Here is a 17,435-nt window from a genome sequence, read left to right as displayed (position 1 = left end):
CGGTCCCATCCCGAACCCGGAAGTTAAGCCTGCCAGCGCCGATGGTACTGCAGTGGAGACGCTGTGGGAGAGTAGGACGCCGCCGGACAAACATTGCGATGAGGGCCAGTGCAGGTGCACTGGCCCTCATCTGCTTTTTGTCGCGAGCTCCTCTCCAGCCCCACGAGGGACCACCTGCGCCGCCGATTTCTGTGGAGAATGCGCGTCCTCCACAACGCTTCCGTGCCTCGTCGGCTCCGTGTCGGGACCGCTCGGCAGGCTCCGTTGCATCACTCAGAGGAGGAGCAATGGAAGCGGTGAACGAAGTACGCCTGGTCGGTCGGCTCAGTGCCGAGGCGGTGGATCGGGAGCTCCCGAGCGGCGACGTCGTGGTGGTCGCCCGGTTGGTGGTGTCCAGGCCGGAGGTGGGAGGACCGACCCAGCGACGCCAGTCGGTGGATGTGCTCGAGTGCTCGGCATGGTCGCCGCGGACGCAACGGGTGATGCGAGGCTGGCGAGAGGGGGACCTCGTCGACGTGCGTGGCGCCGTGCGCCGGCGTTTCTTCCGCGTCGCCGGTCAGACGGCTGCGCGTGTCGAGATCGAGGTCAGCTCGGGTCGGCTGGTGCGTCGTGCAGATCGCGAATGAGGACGCCCAGGCTCGGCTTGGGCTGGAACGAGGTCGCCTTCTCGGGGAGCAGACGGTTCGCAGCGGCGACCTCGATGACCGTGTCGACCGGAGGAGCCGGCAACAGGATGCCTACGGTCGACGGCTGTTTGGCCGCCTGAAGCGCCTCATCAACCGTGTGGTGGTAGTCGATCGCGCTCGGACCGTGGGGGAGTGCTGGCAGGAGGTCCTGGTGGAGCACCTCGACCGCTGTCCTCTGCGCTGTGAGCTGAAGCTTGATGAGGCCCCACTGCTCACCGTCGGTGATGGGGAGAGCGTCGGCAGCGAGGCCGAGCACGGCGTCGTGCTCGGACACCACGTCGAGCGGGAGTCCGAGCAGGTCGGCCGCGTCCCGGACGTCGTCGAACGTCGTGCCTTTCAGCGTTCTGTGGATGGGCCCGAGGAACAGCGGGGTCTCGCGCTGGTCGACGAGCATGGCGAGGCCGGCGTCGCAGGGACCTCCCGGCTCTCGACGCTGCAGACGCAGGTAGGCGGCGTACCGGTGGTGACCGTCGGCGATGAGGGCCTTCGTCGCTCCCAGCTCGGAGCCGATCTGCGCCTGCAAGGCTTCCGAGGTGATGGCCCAGATCCGGTGCTCCTGATGACTCCGGTCGGTGAACCGGTGGTCGGCCGGCGCGGCGATGACCGTCGCGATGAGCTCGCGCAGGTGGTCGGTGCCGTTGTGCACGAGCAGGATCGGTGCGGGGTTGAGGCGCATCTCCGCCATGCGCGCGGCCAGGTCGTCGGCCTGCCCCGGGTGGATGCCCTCATGGGGCAGCACCGCTCGATCCTCGGGCTGTGTGGCACGGCGCGACACGTCGAGTGCCCCGACGAGCCCTCGGATGGTGATGCCGTTCGAGGAGTACTCGTGGAGGTAGAGCGCAGGCACGGTGTCACGCTCGAGCAGCCCGCGGGCCTGCCAGCGGCTGAGTCGCGAGGCCACGTCGCGATAGGGCCGGGCGAATGCCCGTCCCGTGGTCGGGTCCCCGACACGGCGCGGGGCGAGCCGGAGTGCGGGGAAGGGGTGGAGTCGGAGCGGCCCGGCCACGTACGGCGGGGGCACCAGCGTCACGGCGTCCATCGTCGAATCCTACGGATGGCGTGGTTGCTCCTGGCAGGGTGGTGTCCATGTCCACCACGCCGGCGACCGCCGGGCTCCGCGCCTCCGCCGAACCGCTCTGCCACGTGCACGACGTCGCGATGCTCGACCTCGACGGCGTCGTCTACGTCGGTGGTGACGCCGTGCGCGGTGCCCCAGGGCATCTCGCCGACGCTCGCGCTGAAGGCATCCGGCTCGCGTTCATCACCAACAACGCGGCTCGCTCTCCTCAGGACGTCGCCCGGCACCTTTCGGAGATCGGCGTCCCCGCGTGCGCCACCGACGTGGTGACGTCGGCCCAGGCGGCGGCAGGTCTGACCCTGCGGCGCTTCGGCCCCGGCGCACGGATCGCGTGTGTCGGTGGCCCCGGGCTGGAGTGGGCGCTCGGAGACGCTGGACTGGTCGTGGTGGATCCCGACGACGCCCCGGAGGCGGTGGTGACGGGCTACGGGCCTGACATTCCGTGGCACCGGATCATGCGTGCGGCGTCGGTGGTGAGGTCGGGCGTTCCGTGGATCGCCAGCAACACCGACGCGACCATCCCGACGGCGTACGGGGTGGCTCCGGGTCACGGTGCGCTGGTCGACCTGATCGCTGCCTTCGCCGGGACGCAGCCGGAGGTCGCCGGGAAACCGGCGCGGCCGCTGTTGGATGAGACGGTGCGGCGGATGTCCGCAACCCGGCCACTCATGGTGGGTGACCGGCTGGACACCGACATCAGAGGCGGGCGCAACGCGGACGTCGACTCCCTGCTGGTGATGACCGGGGTGACCGGGCTCCAGGAGCTCGTTGCGGCGCGGCCGGAGGAGCGGCCGACGTACCTGGCACGTGACCTGGCGGGGCTCGTGTCGAGGCACCCCGAGGTGCGTCCGACCGATGGCCGCTGGACGGTGGAGGGTTGGATCGCGTCCACCGACGGTCGTCAGCTGGTCGTTGAGGGCGACGGCAGCGGCGACGACTGGTGGCGCGCCGTCGCGGTTGCGTCCTGGGCGCATCTGGACCGGACCGGCGACGTGGTGGATGTCGCAGGCCTGGGCATCCCCGACGTGGCGTCGATCCCGCGATAGCCTCGAGGCATGACCGAGGTACCCGTTCCGGCTCAGGCGCCCACCGGCATCGCGTCGGTCGACGCCGTGCTCGACCTGGTGGCAGGACTCGACGGACGGCCGCTGGCCGAGCACGTCACGGTGTTCGAGGACGCCCACGCCCAGTTGCGGAGCGCGCTCGACGCGCAGCCCGACGCCGCCACCGCCTGACGCATGCCGCCCCGCCGACTCCGGCTGGACGCTGAGCTCGTCCGGCGCAAGCTCGCGCCCTCCCGCGAGCGCGCCGCGCAGCTCATCGCGGATGGACGGGTCACCGTCGGCGGTGTCGTCGCCAGCAAGCCCGCCACGGCCGTCACGACCGACGTCGCGATCGTGGTCAAGGAAGGCGCGAACGGTCCGGACTACGTATCGCGTGGTGCGCACAAGCTGGTCGGGGCGCTGGCAGCCTTCGAGCCGGCCGGCCTCGTCGTGCGGGGCAGGCGCTGTCTCGACGCCGGAGCCTCGACGGGCGGCTTCACCGATGTCCTGCTCCGTGCGGGCGCGGCGGAGGTGGTTGCGGTCGACGTGGGCTATGGCCAGCTCGACTGGTCGCTGCAGTCCGACGAGCGGGTCGTGGTGCACGACCGCACGAACGTCCGCACGCTGACGACCGAGCAGATCGGTGGACCGGTCGACCTCGTCGTCGGCGACCTGTCCTTCATCTCGCTCACCCTCGTGCTCGATGCGCTGCTGGGGGTGACCGCGGCCGACGGGGACCTAGCCCTCATGGTCAAGCCGCAGTTCGAGGTCGGCAAGGAACGAGTGGGCCGCGGTGGGGTCGTGCGGGACCCCGACCTCCGCGCCGAGGCGGTGCGCGACGTGGCGCACGCGGCGGCTGCGCGGGGATGGGGTGCGAGAGGCGTGACGGTCAGCCCGCTGCCGGGTCCGTCGGGGAACGTCGAGTTCTTCCTGTGGCTGCGGCGGGGCGACGCGACGATCGGCGACGAGGAGATCACAGGCGTGGTGCGCCGCGGTACCGACGGCGTGGGGGCACCGGATGAGAGGCTGGAGACATGAGCGAGGACGGAGCCGACGTACGCCGGGTGCTGGTGCTCGCCCACACGGCACGGCCCGAGGTGCGCGAGGTGGCCCGGGCGTTCGTCAAGGAGCTCACCGGCAACGGCATCGTGGTCCGGCTGCTGCGCCACGAGGCGGCTGAACTGGCTCTCGATCCCGAGGGGTACGAGCCGCAGGTGGAGCTGACCGACTCGGAGAGCGACGCGAGCCACGGGTGCGAGCTGACCGTGGTCATCGGCGGCGACGGCAGCATCCTCCGCGCGGCCGAGGTGACCCACGAGAGCCTGACGCCGGTGCTCGGGGTGAACCTCGGACACGTCGGCTTCCTCGCCGAGGCGGAGCACGACGACGTCGCGGCCACGATCGAGGCCATCATCGAGCAGCGGTACACCACCGAAGACCGGTTGACCCTCGACGTGCGGGCCTACCTCGACGGCGAGCTGCTCTACGCGACCTTTGCGGTCAACGAGGCCAGCGTCGAGAAGGCCGCACGCGAGAGGATGCTCGAGGTCGTCGTCGAGATCGATGGCCGCCCGCTGTCGCGATGGGGCTGTGACGGCGTCGTGTGCGCGACGCCGACCGGGTCCACGGCGTACAACTTCAGTGCCGGTGGGCCGATCGTGTGGCCGCAGGTCGAGGCGCTGTGCATCGTGCCGCTCAGCGCGCACGCCCTGTTCGCCCGGCCGATGGTGGTCGCGCCGTCGTCGGTGATGGCGGTCGAGGTACTGGCCGGCAACCAGGGGACGGGCGTGCTGTGGTGCGACGGTCGTCGCAGCGTCGACCTGCCACCAGGCGCCCGGATCGAGGTGAGCCGGGGTGCCCGACCGGTCCGGTTGGTGCGCCTGCACCAGGCGCCCTTCACCGACCGGCTGGTGGCGAAGTTCGGGCTATCGGTCGAGGGATGGCGGGGTGCTGCCGAACGGCACCGACGGTTCGAGGTGGAGCGTGAGGGGGAGACGCGATGATCGAGGAGCTCCGGATCAGCTCGCTCGGGGTGATCGACTCCTCGACGCTCGAGCTCGGGCCCGGCCTGACCGTGATCACCGGCGAGACCGGCGCGGGCAAGACCATGGTCGTCAGCGCGCTCGGGTTGCTGCTCGGCGGCCGCGCGGACAGCGGAGCCGTCCGCGCCGGGGCCAAGCAGGCACGCGTCGAGGGCGTCGTCCGGGTCACCGGGCTGCGTGACGTCGCGGAGGCGATCGATGAGGCCGGTGGCGAGGTCGAGGACGACGTCGTCGTGCTCGCCCGCAACGTCAGCAGCGAAGGTCGGTCACGCGCCTACGTCGGTGGCGCGGGCGTGCCCGTGGCGACGCTGGCCGGTGTCACCGAGCCACTCGTGGCGGTGCACGGTCAGTCCGACCAGCACCGACTGCTCCGGGCGCAGACCCAGCGCGAGGCGCTGGACAGGTACGCCGGGACCGAGCAGCTGCTCGCGGCGTACGGCGAGCTGCACGCGGCGCTGGTCGCAACGGAGCGCGAGCTCGCCGAGGTGCGGGCCAGCGCGATGGAGCGTGCCCGTGAGGCCGACCTGCTGCGGTTCGGCGTCGACGAGGTGTCCGCGGTCGCGCCGCAGCCGGGCGAGGACGTGGAGCTGGTCGCCGAGGAGACCCGGCTCAGTCACGCCGACACCCTCCGGGGCGCGGCCGAGCAGGCGCGCGAGGCGCTCTCGAGCGAGCACGGTTCGCCGGACGCGCTCGGCGCGGTGGCGGCGGCGCGCGGACTCCTGGACGGTGTCCGGGACCACGATCCCGCGGCGGCAGCGCTCGCCGACCGGGTCAGCGAGGTCAGCTACCTGCTGTCCGACGTGGCCGCCGACGTGGCGTCGTACGCCTCGAGCATCGAGACCGACCCGACCCGACTCGCCGCGGTCTCCGAACGGCGGGCGGCCCTGATCGGCCTGACCCGCAAGTACGGCGAGACGATCGACGCGGTGCTCGCCTGGGCCGAGGAGTCCAGCACCCGCCTGCTCGACCTGGACGGCACCGACGAGCGCATCGCCACCCTCGACGCACGCCGTCGCGAGCTGCGGGAGCTGCTCGCGGACGCGGCCGAGCAGCTGTCCGTCGCCCGCGCTGAGGCGGCCTCTCGGCTGGCCGAGGAGGTCAGCGACGAGCTCACCCTGCTGGCCATGCCGCACGCCCGGCTGAGCGTCGCGGTGACCCAGAGCGAGATCACGCCCCCGGCCGAGGGCGAGCTGCCCGAGGGCGTCCTGAAGGTGGGGGAGCGGTGGCTGCGCTTCACCCGGCACGGCATCGACGAGGTCGAGCTGCTGTTGGCCGCCAACACCGGCAGCGAGCCGCGTCCGCTGCACAAGGGCGCCTCCGGTGGTGAGCTCTCGCGGGTGATGCTGGCCGTGGAGGTCTGCCTGGCAGGCACCAACCCGGTACCCACGTTCGTGTTCGACGAGGTCGACGCCGGCGTCGGTGGTGCTGCGGCGGTCGAGATCGGTCGTCGGCTCGCGAAGCTGGCCGGTGAGGCGCAGGTCCTCGTCGTCACGCACCTGCCGCAGGTCGCGGCCTTCGCCGACCGGCACGTCGTCGTCGAGAAGTCCTCCGACGGCACCGTGACCAGCTCGGGCCTGACCCTGCTCGACGACGCCGGGCGGGAGCGCGAGCTGTCCCGGATGCTCGCCGGCCTGGCCGACTCGGACACGGCGCTCGCGCACGCACGCGAGCTGCTGGACATGGCCCGCGGCTGATCTTTCCGTCAGCCCACCGCGAAACTCCGTCGTCGAGCACCGGGAACCGGCTTCCATGCCCTAGGATGGAATCCCGTGGTGAACATGGCGCCGGGCAGTCGAACCAAGCACATCTTCGTGACCGGAGGCGTCGCCTCCTCGCTCGGCAAGGGCCTCACCGCCTCCAGCCTCGGTCGCCTGCTGAAGCTGCGCGGGCTGCGGGTGACGATGCAGAAGCTCGACCCGTACCTGAACGTCGACCCGGGGACGATGAACCCCTTCCAGCACGGCGAGGTCTTCGTGACCGACGACGGCGCGGAGACCGACCTCGACATCGGGCACTACGAGCGCTTCCTCGACACGAACCTGGTCGGCAACGCCAACGTCACGACCGGGCAGGTGTACTCCAACGTGATCGCCAAGGAGCGGCGCGGCGACTACCTGGGTGAGACGGTGCAGGTCATCCCGCACATCACCAACGAGATCGTCGACCGGATCCTCGCCATGCACGCCGACGACGTCGACGTCGTCATCACCGAGATCGGCGGCACCGTCGGCGACATCGAGTCGCTGCCGTTCCTGGAGGCTGCGCGGCAGGTGCGTCAACGCATCGGCCGCGACAACGTCTTCTTCGTCCACGTCTCGCTCGTGCCGTACATCGGCCCGTCCAAGGAGCTGAAGACCAAGCCCACCCAGCACTCGGTCGCGGCGCTGCGCCAGATCGGTCTGCAGCCGGACGCGGTCGTGTGCCGTGCGGACCGTGAGCTCCCGCAGGGCATCAAGACCAAGATCGCCCTGATGTGCGACGTCGACGAGGCGGCGGTCGTCACCGCCGCGGACGCCCCGTCGATCTACGACATCCCCAAGGTCCTGCACCGCGAGGGGCTCGATGCGTACGTCGTACGCCGTCTCGACCTGCCGTTCCGCGATGTCGACTGGACCCTGTGGGACGACCTGCTCAAGCGCGTGCACCACCCCAAGGAGGAGGTGACCGTCGCACTGGTCGGCAAGTACATCGACCTGCCCGACGCCTACCTCTCGGTCGCCGAGGCGCTGCGCTCCGGTGGGTTCGCCAACGAGGCCAAGGTCAACATCGAGTGGATCGCCTCGGACGAGTGCGAGACGCCGGCGGGCGCCGCCAAGCACCTGGCCAACGTCGACGCCGTCCTGGTGCCGGGCGGCTTCGGCATCCGCGGACTCGAGGGCAAGCTCGGCGCGCTGACCTACGCCCGCACGCACGGCATCCCGACGCTCGGCATCTGCCTGGGCCTGCAGTGCATGGTGATCGAGTACGCCCGCACCGAGCTCGGCCTGACCAAGGCGGCGTCGACGGAGTTCGACCCCAACACGCCCGAGCCGGTCATCGCGACCATCGAGGAGCAGAAGTCGTACGTCGAGGGCGCGGGCGACCTGGGTGGCACCATGCGGCTCGGGTCGCAGCCAGCCGACCTGCTTGGCGGCAGCATCGCCGCCGAGGTGTACGGCGCGACGCGGGTCGAGGAGCGGCACCGCCACCGCTACGAGGTGAACAACGACTACGTCGAGCAGCTCACCGAGGCGGGGCTCGTCGTGTCCGGCACCAACCCGGACAACGGCCTCGTCGAGTTCGTCGAGCTGCCCCGCGACGTGCACCCGTACTACGTGGCCACCCAGGCCCACCCGGAGCTGAAGTCGCGCCCGACGCGGCCGCACCCGCTGTTCGCAGGGCTGATCGAGGCCGCGATCGTGCGCCAGCGCGAGCTGCGGATCCCGATCGACGAGTCCAACCTCTACCCCGAGCCCGTCGACGAAGACTGAGGCGAGCGGTGGCCGACCTGGATCCGATCGACGCCGCGATCGTCCGCGAGCTCGTGGCGGACGCGCGGATCGCCAACAACGTCCTCGCCGCGCGGGTCGGCATCGCGCCGTCGACCTGCCACGGCCGGGTCCGGTCGCTGTTCGAGCGCGGCGTGATCCGCGGGGTGCACGCCGACGTCGACCAGGCCAAGGTGGGGCGCCCCTTGCAGGCGATGATCTCGGTCCGGCTGCGACCCGAGTCGCGCGCGAGCCTTCAGGCGTTCGCGCACACGATGGCGGCCCTGCCCGAGGTGCTCAACGTGTACTTCCTGGCCGGCGCCGACGACTTCCTGCTCCAGGTCGCGACCCCGGGCTCCGAGGAGCTGCGCGAGTTCGTGGTGCACCACCTGAGCGGGCGTCGGGACGTCGCGATGACGGAGACGAACCTGATCTTCGAGCACCTGCGGGGACATGCCGAATCGGATTCGGGAGAGAAGCCCGCCAAGCGGCCCTGACCGTCGTACTGACGAAGTTTCTCCGGTCTCCTGAATATTCGCTGCAGCATCTGGCGCTGCGTCGGAGGATTCTTCGACACTGGTGGTCACACAAGTGTTCCGCCTCACAGGAGATCAGCAATGCGCATCGGCGTCCCGAAGGAAGTCAAGAACAACGAGTTCCGGGTGGCCATCACCCCGATCGGTGTCCACGAGCTGGTGGCGCACGGCCACGAGGTCGTCATCGAGACCAGCGCGGGCGTGGGCTCCTCGATCTCCGACGAGGACTACCTGGCCGCCGGCGCCAAGATCCTGCCCGACGCGGACGCGGTGTGGGGCTCGGCCGACATGATCCTCAAGGTCAAGGAGCCGATCGCGTCGGAGTACCACCGGATGCGTGAGGGCCAGCTCCTCTTCACCTACCTGCACCTCGCCGCCGACAAGCCGCTCACCGACGAGCTGCTCGCGCGCAAGGTCACCGCGATCGCCTACGAGACCGTGCAGCTGCCGTCGGGCGCGCTGCCGCTGCTCTACCCGATGTCCGAGGTCGCGGGGTGCCTCGCGCCTCAGGTCGGCGCCCACTCGCTGATGAAGGCCCAGGGCGGGCGCGGCGTGCTGATGGGTGGCGTCGGCGGTGTCGCCAACGCCAAGGTCGTCATCATCGGTGCCGGCGTCTCCGGCCAGAACGCCGCTAACATCGCGCTCGGCATGGGTGCCGACGTCACGCTGCTCGACACCGACCTGGACAAGCTGCGGATGTCCTTCTGGCGCTACAACAACCGGGTCCACGGTCTCGCCTCGTCCAAGCTCGCCATCGAGGAGCAGGTCAAGCAGGCCGACCTCGTCATCGGCGCCGTGCTGATCCCCGGTGCCGCTGCCCCGAAGCTCGTCTCGAACGAGCTCGTCGCGCAGATGAAGCCGGGCTCGGTGCTCGTCGACATCGCCATCGACCAGGGCGGTTGCTTCGAGGACAGCCACGCCACGACGCACGCCGACCCGACGTACACGGTCCACAACTCGGTCTTCTACTGCGTGGCCAACATGCCGGGCGCGGTGCCGAACACCTCGACGTACGCGCTCACCAACGCGACGCTGCCGTACGCCGTGGCGCTGGCCAACAAGGGCTGGGCGCAGGCCTGCCGCGACGACCACAGCCTCGCCCTCGGCCTCAACACCTACGCCGGTCTGCTCACCAACGCGCCGGTCGGTGTGGCCGTCGGCATCGACGCGGTTGCGCCGGACAGCGTCCTCGCCTGAGGTAGCGAAGTCTCGACCGGGCTGGGGCGTTAGCCTGACCGCGTGAGTGGTCCCAGCCCGGTCGAGCGCGCGGTGCGGGTCTACCTCGACCACCTCACCGTGGAGAAGGGCGTCGCGGACAACACGCTGAAGTCCTACCGGCGCGACCTGCGGCGCTACCTGGAGTTCCTCGCGGCCTCCGGCATCGACGACGTCGACGGCGTGCGCGAGCAGACCGTGACCGACTTCCTGGTGCGGCTGCGCGAGGGCGATGCCGACCACCAGCCGCTCACCGCGAGCTCCGCGGCGCGGACAGTCGTGGCCGTGAGGGGCTTCCACAAATTCGCCGTCGCGGACGGGCTGGCCACGGCCGACCCCGCTGCCGGCGTGAAGCCGCCGAGCCCGGCCAAGCGGCTGCCGAAGGCGCTGCCGCTGTCGGACGTCGAGGCGCTCCTCGAGGCCGCGGGTGCACCCGACACCGTGCTGGCGCTGCGCGACCGTGCCCTGCTCGAGCTGCTCTACGGCACCGGAGCGCGGATCTCCGAGGTCGTCGGTCTCGACGTCGACGACATCGACCTCGATCCGCCCGAGGACGGGCTCGCCGGCACGGTGCTCCTGCGCGGCAAGGGCGGCAAGGAGCGGATCGTGCCGGTCGGGTCGTTCGCGCGGGAGGCCGTGGCGACGTACCTCACCAGGGCGCGGCCCTCGATCGTCGAGTCGGCATCCGTCGCGAGCGCTCGCGCCCGCGGTGCGGCGCTGTTCCTCAACGCCCGGGGTGGGCGGCTGTCGCGGCAGTCCGCCTGGACCGTCCTCGTTCGGACCGCGGAGCGGGCGGGCATCACCAAGGACGTCTCACCGCACACCCTGCGCCACTCCTTCGCGACCCACCTCCTCGACGGCGGCGCCGACGTACGCGTCGTGCAGGAGCTGCTCGGTCACGCCTCGGTCACCACCACGCAGATCTACACGCTGGTGACCGTGGACAACCTGCGCGAGGTCTTCGCCACCGCCCATCCGCGGGCGCGGGTCTGACGTGGGCTCGACCGATGGCGGCGACGCGGCGTACGACCGGATCCTCGCGTACGCCGAGGGGCGCGGCCTGGAGCTGTACCCGCACCAGGAGGAGGCGATCCTGGAGCTGCTCGCCGGGAACAACGTCATCCTCGCGACGCCGACCGGCTCGGGGAAGTCGCTGGTCGCTGTCGCTGCCGCGATGACTGCGCAGGCCGATGACCGGGTCACCTTCTACACCGCGCCGATCAAGGCGCTGGTGAGCGAGAAGTTCTTCGAGCTGTGCGCGGTGTTCGGCGCCGAGGACGTCGGGATGCTCACCGGAGACGTGTCGGTCAACGCCGACGCACCGATCATCGCCTGCACCGCCGAGGTGCTGGCCAACATCGCGCTGCGTGAGGGCTCCGGCGCGGACGTCGGCATGGTCGTGATGGACGAGTTCCACTTCTACGGCGAGCCCGGGCGCGGGTGGGCGTGGCAGGTGCCGCTGATCGAGCTGCCGCAGGCGCAGTTCCTGCTGATGTCGGCGACCTTGGGGGACACGACCGGGCTGGCCGCCGACCTGAGCCGTCGCAACGGGCGGGACACCGCACTGGTCGACCAGGCCGAGCGGCCGGTGCCACTCACCTTCGAGTGGTCGCTCGAGCCGCTGGGCGACACCCTCGAGGAGCTGGTCGCGACGGGGCAGGGGCCGGTGTACGTCGTGCACTTCACCCAGGCGGCTGCCGTGGAGCACGCGACCTCGTTGCTGGCCGGTAAGGCCCTCGACAAGGTCCACCCCGAGCGGAAGCCGATGATCGCCGAGCGGCTGGCCGGCGTACGGTTCGCGGCGGGGTTCGGCAAGACGCTGTCCCAGCTGCTGAAGGCGGGCATCGGTGTCCACCACGCCGGGATGCTGCCGCGCTACCGCCGGCTCGTGGAGCAGCTCGCCCAGGCCGGCTTGCTGACGGTCATCTGCGGGACGGACACCCTCGGCGTCGGGATCAACGTGCCGATCCGGACCGTGCTGTTCACCGCCCTCGCCAAGTACGACGGCAGCCGGATGCGCGTGCTGCGGACCCGCGAGTTCCTGCAGATCGCGGGCCGCGCGGGCCGGGCCGGCTTCGACATCGCCGGCACGGTGGTGGTCCAGGCGCCCGAGCACACGATCGAGAACGAGAAGGCCAAGGCGAAGGCGGCCGCCAAGAACGCCGCGATGAGCGAGGAGAAGCGCGCGAAGCGGGGCTCCAAGGCGCAGCTGCGCAAGCCGCCGCCGGGCACCGTCGTGTGGACCGAGCAGACGTTCACCAAGCTCGTCGAGGGCCGGCCGGAGCCGCTGAAGTCGCAGATGAAGGTCGACAACGCGATGCTCGTCAACGTCCTGTCGCGGGAGGAGGACGCCTTCCCGGTCATGCGCCGGCTGATGACGGACAACCACGAGGACCGGGCGACGCAGCTGAAGCTGGCCAAGCGTGCGACCCGGCTGACCCGGAGCCTGGTGGCGTCCGGGGTGGTCACCCGCCTGCCCGAGCGGGACGCCTTCGGGCGCCGCTACGTGCTCACCGAGGCGCTGCCCGAGGACTTCGCGCTCAACCAGCCGCTGTCGCACTTCGCCCTGGCGGTGCTCGAGGTGCTGGACCCCGACTCCCCGACCTTCGTGCTGGACGTGGTCTCCGTCGTCGAGGCGGTGCTCGAGGCCCCGCGCCCGCTGCTGTTCGCGCAGCAGCACGCCGCGCGGGGCGAGGCGATCGCGGCGCTGAAGGCCGAGGGCGTGGAGTACGACGAGCGGATGGCGCTCATCGAGGACGTGACCTGGCCGCAGCCGCTCGCCGACCTGCTCGAGCCGCTCTACGAGACGTACCGGGAGCGCCACCCGTGGCTCGACCCCGACGCGCTTGCGCCGAAGTCGGTGGTCCGGGAGATGTGGGAGCAGGGCATGGGCTTCGGGGACCTGGTCTCCCGCTACGAGCTCGCGCGCTCCGAGGGTCTGGTGCTGCGCTATCTCACCGATGCCTACCGGGCGCTGCGGCAGACCGTGCCGGCGGCGTACCGGACCGAGGAGATGGACCTCCTCATCGACTGGCTGGGCGAGACCGTGCGCCAGGTCGACTCCTCGCTGCTCGACGAGTGGGAGGCGATGGCCGACCCCGACCACGTCTCGCGCGCGGTCAGCGAGCACGCCCCGCCGCCACCACCGCGGCCCTTGTCGCAGCAGGGGCGCGTGTTCGAGGTGATGGTGCGCAACGCGATGTGGCGCCGGGTCGACCTCGTGGCGCGGGACCGGGTCGACGAGCTGGCGGCACTGGAGACCGAGCCGTCGTTCACCGCCGATGACTGGGACGCGGCGATCGAGGACTACTACGCCGAGCATGACCGGGTGCTCACCGACGCCGACGCGCGCGGCCCGTCGCTGTTGCGGGTCGAGCGGGCGACGGCGACCTGGCGGGTCGTCCAGACCATCCACGACCCGGCCGGCAACCACGACTGGGTGATCGAGGCCGAGGTCGACCTCGCGGCGTCGGACGAGGCGGGGGAGGCCGTCGTACGGACCCTCGCGATGCGCCGGTTCGATGGTTGAGGTTGGTTTCGATACGTCGCTCGCTGGCGCTCGCTCCTACTCAACCAACGAAGGACGGCGTGTCGGCGCAATGTCTCCGTGTCGACATTGTTGGATTGAACTCGTCCGGGGCGGTGGGGAAGCCGCCCTCACAACAAGCTCGAGGTGAGTTCCGTGGTCGGTGGTTTCTTCGGAGGTTCCAGTGCACCGGACATGCCCCCCAGGGCAGTCATCCCGACCCCGCCGCTGGGCGACAGCGACCGCGTCGAGCACGCGACCGAGCCGCTTCCGTTCGAGAAGCCCGCGGTCGCGACGGTCGCGACCACCCAGGAGCCCATGGTGACCGCGCCGACCACCGAGATCGGCCCGACCGGCCGGCCGATGCCGGTCCTGCCGGACCCGAAGCCGATCGTCGAGCACGGCAACGCGCGCATCATCTCGATGTGCAACCAGAAGGGTGGCGTCGGCAAGACCACGACGACGATCAACCTCGGTGCGGCGCTGGCGGAGTACGGCCGCAAGGTGCTGCTCGTCGACTTCGACCCGCAGGGATCGCTGTCGGTGGGCCTGGGCCTGAACCCGCACGAGATGGACTTCACCATCTACAACCTGCTGATGGAGCGCGACGTCGACATCCACGACGTCGTGGTGCCCTCGGGCGTCCCGGGCATGGACCTGCTCCCGTCGAACATCGACCTCTCGGCCGCTGAGGTGCAGTTGGTGCACGAGGTCGCGCGTGAGCAGACGCTGCAGCGCGTCCTCGCTCCCGCGATCAAGGAGTACGACGTCATCCTCATCGACTGCCAGCCGTCCCTCGGCCTGCTGACGGTCAACGCGCTCACCGCCTCCGACGGCGTCATCGTGCCGCTGGAGTGCGAGTACTTCGCGCTGCGCGGCGTGGCGCTGCTCAAGACCACCATCGACAAGGTCAAGGAGCGCCTCAACCCCCGGCTGGAGATCGACGGCGTCCTCGGCACGATGTTCGACGGCCGCACGCTGCACGGCCGTGAGGTCATGGAGCGCCTGGTGCAGGCATGGGGAGACACGGTCTTCCACACCGTGATCCGTCGTACCGTCAAGTTCTCCGACTCCACCGTGGCCGGTGAGCCGATCACGTCGTACGCCTCTGACTCCACGGGTGCGGAGGCGTATCGGCAGCTGGCCAAGGAGGTGTCCCTGCGGTGGCCCGACGCGTGAGCCTGCCGGCCGCGGACGATCTCTTCCGTCCGACGGCCGAGGGGGGCAAAGAGCTCCGGGCGGTGCCTGACACACCGCCCGACAAGACCCCGGATTCGCCCGACTCGGCCGTGGGGAAGCGGCCGAGCGGGCGGATCCGGCACGACGAGAAGATCACGGTCTACGTCACGGCGACCGAGCTGATGCAGATCGAGACCGCCCGGCTCACCCTGCGGGGCGAGCACGGTCTCGCCGTCGACCGCGGCCGGCTGGTGCGCGAGGCGCTGCACATCGTGCTCGGCGACCTCGAGGAGCAGGGTGAGGACGCGCCGTTGGTGAGGCGCCTGCGTGAGTGATGCGGCCGGGCCGGCGCTGGAGACCGAGCAGCCCGAGCAGCACGGCGGGTTCGAGGTCCGGCTCGCGAACTTCGAGGGCCCCTTCGACCTGCTGCTGAGCCTGATCTCGAAGCACAAGCTCGACGTCACCGAGATCGCGCTGTCGAAAGTCACCGACGAGTTCATCGCGCACGTCAAGGCGCTGCCGGACAGCGACCTGGAGGAGACGACCTCGTTCCTGCTGGTCGCGGCGACGCTGCTGGACCTGAAGGCGGCCCGGTTGCTGCCGCAGGGCGACGTGGAGGACGAGGAGGACCTCGCGCTGCTCGAGGCGCGGGACCTGCTCTTCGCCCGGCTGCTGCAGTACAAGGCGTACAAGCAGATCGCGGCGGTGCTCGACCGGCGGCTGGCCGAGGAGGCCAAGCGGTTCCCGCGCGCCGTCGGCCTCGAGGAGAGGTACGCCGGGCTGCTGCCCGAGGTGCTGATCGGCATCGGCCTCGACCAGTTCGCGGCGCTGGCCGCGAAGGCCATGGCGCCCAAGCCGGAGCTGCAGCTGACGCTCCACCACATCCACGCACCGACGGTCTCCGTGCGGGAGCAGGCGGCCATCGTCGTGGAGCGTCTGCGACGCACCGGAACGGTGACGTTCCGGTCGCTGTGCGGCGACTCGCCGGACACGCTCACCACCGTCGCGCGGTTCCTGTCCCTCCTGGAGCTGTTCCGCGAGGGAGCCGTCGCTTTCGACCAGGTCACGCCTCTCGGCGAGCTGACCATCCGCTGGACCGGCGACGACGACGTCGACGCCGAGGACCTGATCACCGACGAGTTCGACGGCGGACCGCCGCCGGACGAGACCACGTCGGACCCGCTGGACACCCCCGAGGAGAACACCGATGACTGAGCAGACCGAGGAGGCCCTCGCCGTCCCGGTCGCCTCGCTGCGGCCGGCGCTGGAAGCGGTGCTGATGGTGGCCGACCAGCCGCTCGACGAGGTGGCGCTGGCCACCGCCGTGGGCTACCCGTCGACGGAGGTGGGGGAGGCGCTGGCCGCACTGTCCCAGGAGTACGCCGACCAGGGCCGCGGCTTCGACCTGCGCAACGTCGCGGGCGGGTGGCGGTTCTACACGCGCGAGGAGTTCGCCCCGGTGGTCGAGGCGTTCGTGCTCGAGGGGCAGCAGGCGCGACTCACCCAGGCCGCTCTCGAGACCCTGGCCGTCGTCGCCTACCAGCAGCCGGTGTCCCGCGCCCGCGTCTCCGCGATCCGCGGGGTCAACGTGGACGGCGTGATGCGCACGCTGGTCAACCGCGGCCTGGTCGAGGAGGCCGGTCAGGACGGCGAGCACGGTGCCACGCTCTACCGCACCACGTCGTACTTCCTGGAGCGGATCGGCGTGGTCTCGCTCGACGAGCTGCCCGAGCTGGCGCCGCACCTGCCCGATCTGGACGAGCTGGAGGACGAGTTGTCCGAGGCGCTCGGGGTCTCGACGGGCTCGACCACCGACGAGGGCTCGACCACCGACGACGGCGACGGCGAGGGAGCACCGCAGTGAGCCGCGAGATCGAGACCGACGACGAGGGCCTGGTCCGGCTGCAGAAGCTGCTCGCCCAGTCGGGCGTGGCGTCGCGGCGCAAGTGCGAGGAGCTCATGCTCGACGGCGAGGTCGAGGTCGACGGTGAGGTCGTCACCCGTCTCGGCACGAAGGTGAACCCCCGCACGGCGGTCATCAAGGTGTCCGGCAAGCGGCTGCCGCCGGTGTCCGACCACGTCTACCTGGTGCTCAACAAGCCGCGCGGGGTCGTTTCGACGATGGCCGACCCCGAGGGGCGTCGTACGATCGCCGACTTCGTCACCGACCGGCCCGAGCGCCTCTTCCACGTCGGGCGTCTCGACACCGACACCTCGGGGTTGCTGCTGCTCACGAACGACGGCGACTTCGCCCACCGGATGGCGCATCCGTCGTACGAGGTCGAGAAGACGTACGTCGCCGAGGTGGTCGGGCGGATCGCTCGCGGGACCGTCGCCGACCTGCTCGCCGGCGTCGCGCTGGACGACGGCCCGGTGCAGGTCCGCCGGGTGCGGGTCATCGACGCGAACGCATCGGCCTCGATCGTCGAGCTGGTCATCCACGAGGGCCGCAACCGGATCGTCCGCCGGCTGATGGACCACGTCGGCCACCCGGTCAAGCAGCTCAGCAGGATCCGCTTCGGGCCGGTCGAGCTCGGAACGCTCAAGCCTGGCGCGACCCGGGAGCTCACCGACGACGAGCTCGGCCAGCTGCTGGAGATCGTCGGGCGCTGACACGGACCTGCGGCGGGGCGGTCTGCGGCCGACTCCCTCGTCAGATCGCG

Annotated in this window: 17 protein-coding genes and 1 rRNA gene; 17 read left to right on the top strand and 1 reads right to left on the bottom strand. The window is 70.8% G+C overall.

Features of this window, described 5'->3' with window-relative positions:
• Together rrf and ACYVAQ_RS20200 are read left to right on the top strand one after the other, a co-directional pair.
• Nucleotides 1–88, top strand: a 5S ribosomal RNA gene (rrf, locus tag ACYVAQ_RS20205); the annotation flags it as partial.
• Between the two features lie 199 nt (nucleotides 89–287).
• Complete coding sequence (locus ACYVAQ_RS20200; RefSeq protein ID WP_460792304.1) at nucleotides 288–626, top strand: single-stranded DNA-binding protein; 339 nt, start codon at nucleotides 288–290, stop codon at nucleotides 624–626.
• Here the strand turns inward: ACYVAQ_RS20200 and ACYVAQ_RS20195 are convergent.
• On the bottom strand, nucleotides 586–1,725 hold the full coding sequence (locus ACYVAQ_RS20195) for a DUF1015 family protein (RefSeq protein ID WP_460792303.1): 1,140 nt from the start codon (nucleotides 1,723–1,725) through the stop codon (nucleotides 586–588). The two genes, ACYVAQ_RS20200 and ACYVAQ_RS20195, sit on opposite strands and share 41 nt — an antisense overlap.
• 47 nt (nucleotides 1,726–1,772) lie before the next feature.
• Between ACYVAQ_RS20195 and ACYVAQ_RS20190 the strand changes: the two genes are divergently transcribed.
• From ACYVAQ_RS20190 to ACYVAQ_RS20120, 15 genes are all read left to right on the top strand, one after another.
• Entirely contained in the window at nucleotides 1,773–2,810 is a 1,038-nt protein-coding gene (locus tag ACYVAQ_RS20190) for an HAD-IIA family hydrolase (protein ID WP_460792302.1), read from the top strand.
• A 9-nt stretch (nucleotides 2,811–2,819) separates the two neighbouring features.
• Nucleotides 2,820–2,999 carry a hypothetical protein gene (locus ACYVAQ_RS20185; protein ID WP_460792300.1) on the top strand — a complete coding sequence of 60 codons (180 nt, stop codon included), beginning with the start codon at nucleotides 2,820–2,822 and terminating at the stop codon, nucleotides 2,997–2,999.
• A gap of 3 nt (nucleotides 3,000–3,002) precedes the next feature.
• Complete coding sequence (locus ACYVAQ_RS20180; protein ID WP_460792299.1) at nucleotides 3,003–3,845, top strand: TlyA family RNA methyltransferase; 843 nt, start codon at nucleotides 3,003–3,005, stop codon at nucleotides 3,843–3,845.
• Nucleotides 3,842–4,810 (top strand): NAD kinase, encoded by a 969-nt coding sequence (locus ACYVAQ_RS20175; protein ID WP_460792298.1) that lies wholly within the window; start codon nucleotides 3,842–3,844, stop codon nucleotides 4,808–4,810. Before ACYVAQ_RS20180 ends, ACYVAQ_RS20175 begins: the two co-directional genes overlap by 4 nt.
• On the top strand, nucleotides 4,807–6,543 hold the full coding sequence (gene recN / locus ACYVAQ_RS20170; protein ID WP_460792297.1) for a DNA repair protein RecN: 1,737 nt from the start codon (nucleotides 4,807–4,809) through the stop codon (nucleotides 6,541–6,543). The genes ACYVAQ_RS20175 and recN overlap by 4 nt, the downstream gene beginning before the upstream one ends.
• An 84-nt stretch (nucleotides 6,544–6,627) precedes the next feature.
• Nucleotides 6,628–8,319, top strand: a complete 1,692-nt coding sequence (locus tag ACYVAQ_RS20165; protein WP_460792310.1) for a CTP synthase — start codon at nucleotides 6,628–6,630, stop codon at nucleotides 8,317–8,319.
• Between the two features lie 8 nt (nucleotides 8,320–8,327).
• Complete coding sequence (locus tag ACYVAQ_RS20160; RefSeq protein ID WP_460792296.1) at nucleotides 8,328–8,813, top strand: Lrp/AsnC family transcriptional regulator; 486 nt, start codon at nucleotides 8,328–8,330, stop codon at nucleotides 8,811–8,813.
• Between the two features lie 120 nt (nucleotides 8,814–8,933).
• Nucleotides 8,934–10,049 carry an alanine dehydrogenase gene (gene ald / locus ACYVAQ_RS20155; RefSeq protein ID WP_460792295.1) on the top strand — a complete coding sequence of 372 codons (1,116 nt, stop codon included), beginning with the start codon at nucleotides 8,934–8,936 and terminating at the stop codon, nucleotides 10,047–10,049.
• Nucleotides 10,050–10,091: 42 nt separating this feature from the next.
• Nucleotides 10,092–11,060, top strand: coding sequence for a site-specific tyrosine recombinase XerD (gene xerD, locus ACYVAQ_RS20150; protein WP_460792294.1), 969 nt, complete (start codon nucleotides 10,092–10,094; stop codon nucleotides 11,058–11,060).
• 1 nt (nucleotide 11,061) lies between these two features.
• Nucleotides 11,062–13,596 carry a DEAD/DEAH box helicase gene (locus tag ACYVAQ_RS20145; RefSeq protein WP_460792293.1) on the top strand — a complete coding sequence of 845 codons (2,535 nt, stop codon included), beginning with the start codon at nucleotides 11,062–11,064 and terminating at the stop codon, nucleotides 13,594–13,596.
• Nucleotides 13,597–13,911: 315 nt separating this feature from the next.
• Nucleotides 13,912–14,772 (top strand): ParA family protein, encoded by an 861-nt coding sequence (locus ACYVAQ_RS20140; protein ID WP_460792309.1) that lies wholly within the window; start codon nucleotides 13,912–13,914, stop codon nucleotides 14,770–14,772.
• Nucleotides 14,773–14,834: 62 nt separating this feature from the next.
• A complete protein-coding gene (locus ACYVAQ_RS20135; protein WP_460792292.1) occupies nucleotides 14,835–15,107 on the top strand; it encodes a hypothetical protein in 273 nt (90 codons plus the stop codon).
• Entirely contained in the window at nucleotides 15,100–15,987 is an 888-nt protein-coding gene (locus tag ACYVAQ_RS20130) for a segregation and condensation protein A (RefSeq protein WP_460792291.1), read from the top strand. The genes ACYVAQ_RS20135 and ACYVAQ_RS20130 overlap by 8 nt, the downstream gene beginning before the upstream one ends.
• Entirely contained in the window at nucleotides 15,980–16,636 is a 657-nt protein-coding gene (gene scpB / locus ACYVAQ_RS20125; protein WP_460792289.1) for an SMC-Scp complex subunit ScpB, read from the top strand. Before ACYVAQ_RS20130 ends, scpB begins: the two co-directional genes overlap by 8 nt.
• Nucleotides 16,633–17,385, top strand: coding sequence for a pseudouridine synthase (locus ACYVAQ_RS20120; protein ID WP_460792287.1), 753 nt, complete (start codon nucleotides 16,633–16,635; stop codon nucleotides 17,383–17,385). Before scpB ends, ACYVAQ_RS20120 begins: the two co-directional genes overlap by 4 nt.
• Nucleotides 17,386–17,435 lie beyond the last annotated feature (50 nt).

The organism is Nocardioides maradonensis (assembly GCF_054777115.1).
The sequence above is the reverse complement of the archived record's forward strand: the minus strand, read 5'-3'. Positions and strand labels throughout refer to the sequence as shown.

Excerpts from the sequence above, each read along its gene's own strand:
- ACYVAQ_RS20200 (WP_460792304.1), top strand. The coding sequence starts at position 288 with ATGGAAGCGGTGAACGAAGTACGCCTGGTCGGTCGGCTCAGTGCCGAG.
- ACYVAQ_RS20195 (WP_460792303.1), bottom strand. The coding sequence starts at position 1,725 with ATGGACGCCGTGACGCTGGTGCCCCCGCCGTACGTGGCCGGGCCGCTC.
- ACYVAQ_RS20190 (WP_460792302.1), top strand. The coding sequence starts at position 1,773 with ATGTCCACCACGCCGGCGACCGCCGGGCTCCGCGCCTCCGCCGAACCG.
- ACYVAQ_RS20185 (WP_460792300.1), top strand. The coding sequence starts at position 2,820 with ATGACCGAGGTACCCGTTCCGGCTCAGGCGCCCACCGGCATCGCGTCG.
- ACYVAQ_RS20180 (WP_460792299.1), top strand. The coding sequence starts at position 3,003 with ATGCCGCCCCGCCGACTCCGGCTGGACGCTGAGCTCGTCCGGCGCAAG.
- ACYVAQ_RS20175 (WP_460792298.1), top strand. The coding sequence starts at position 3,842 with ATGAGCGAGGACGGAGCCGACGTACGCCGGGTGCTGGTGCTCGCCCAC.
- recN (WP_460792297.1), top strand. The coding sequence starts at position 4,807 with ATGATCGAGGAGCTCCGGATCAGCTCGCTCGGGGTGATCGACTCCTCG.
- ACYVAQ_RS20165 (WP_460792310.1), top strand. The coding sequence starts at position 6,628 with ATGGCGCCGGGCAGTCGAACCAAGCACATCTTCGTGACCGGAGGCGTC.
- ald (WP_460792295.1), top strand. The coding sequence starts at position 8,934 with ATGCGCATCGGCGTCCCGAAGGAAGTCAAGAACAACGAGTTCCGGGTG.
- ACYVAQ_RS20140 (WP_460792309.1), top strand. The coding sequence starts at position 13,912 with ATGGTGACCGCGCCGACCACCGAGATCGGCCCGACCGGCCGGCCGATG.
- scpB (WP_460792289.1), top strand. The coding sequence starts at position 15,980 with ATGACTGAGCAGACCGAGGAGGCCCTCGCCGTCCCGGTCGCCTCGCTG.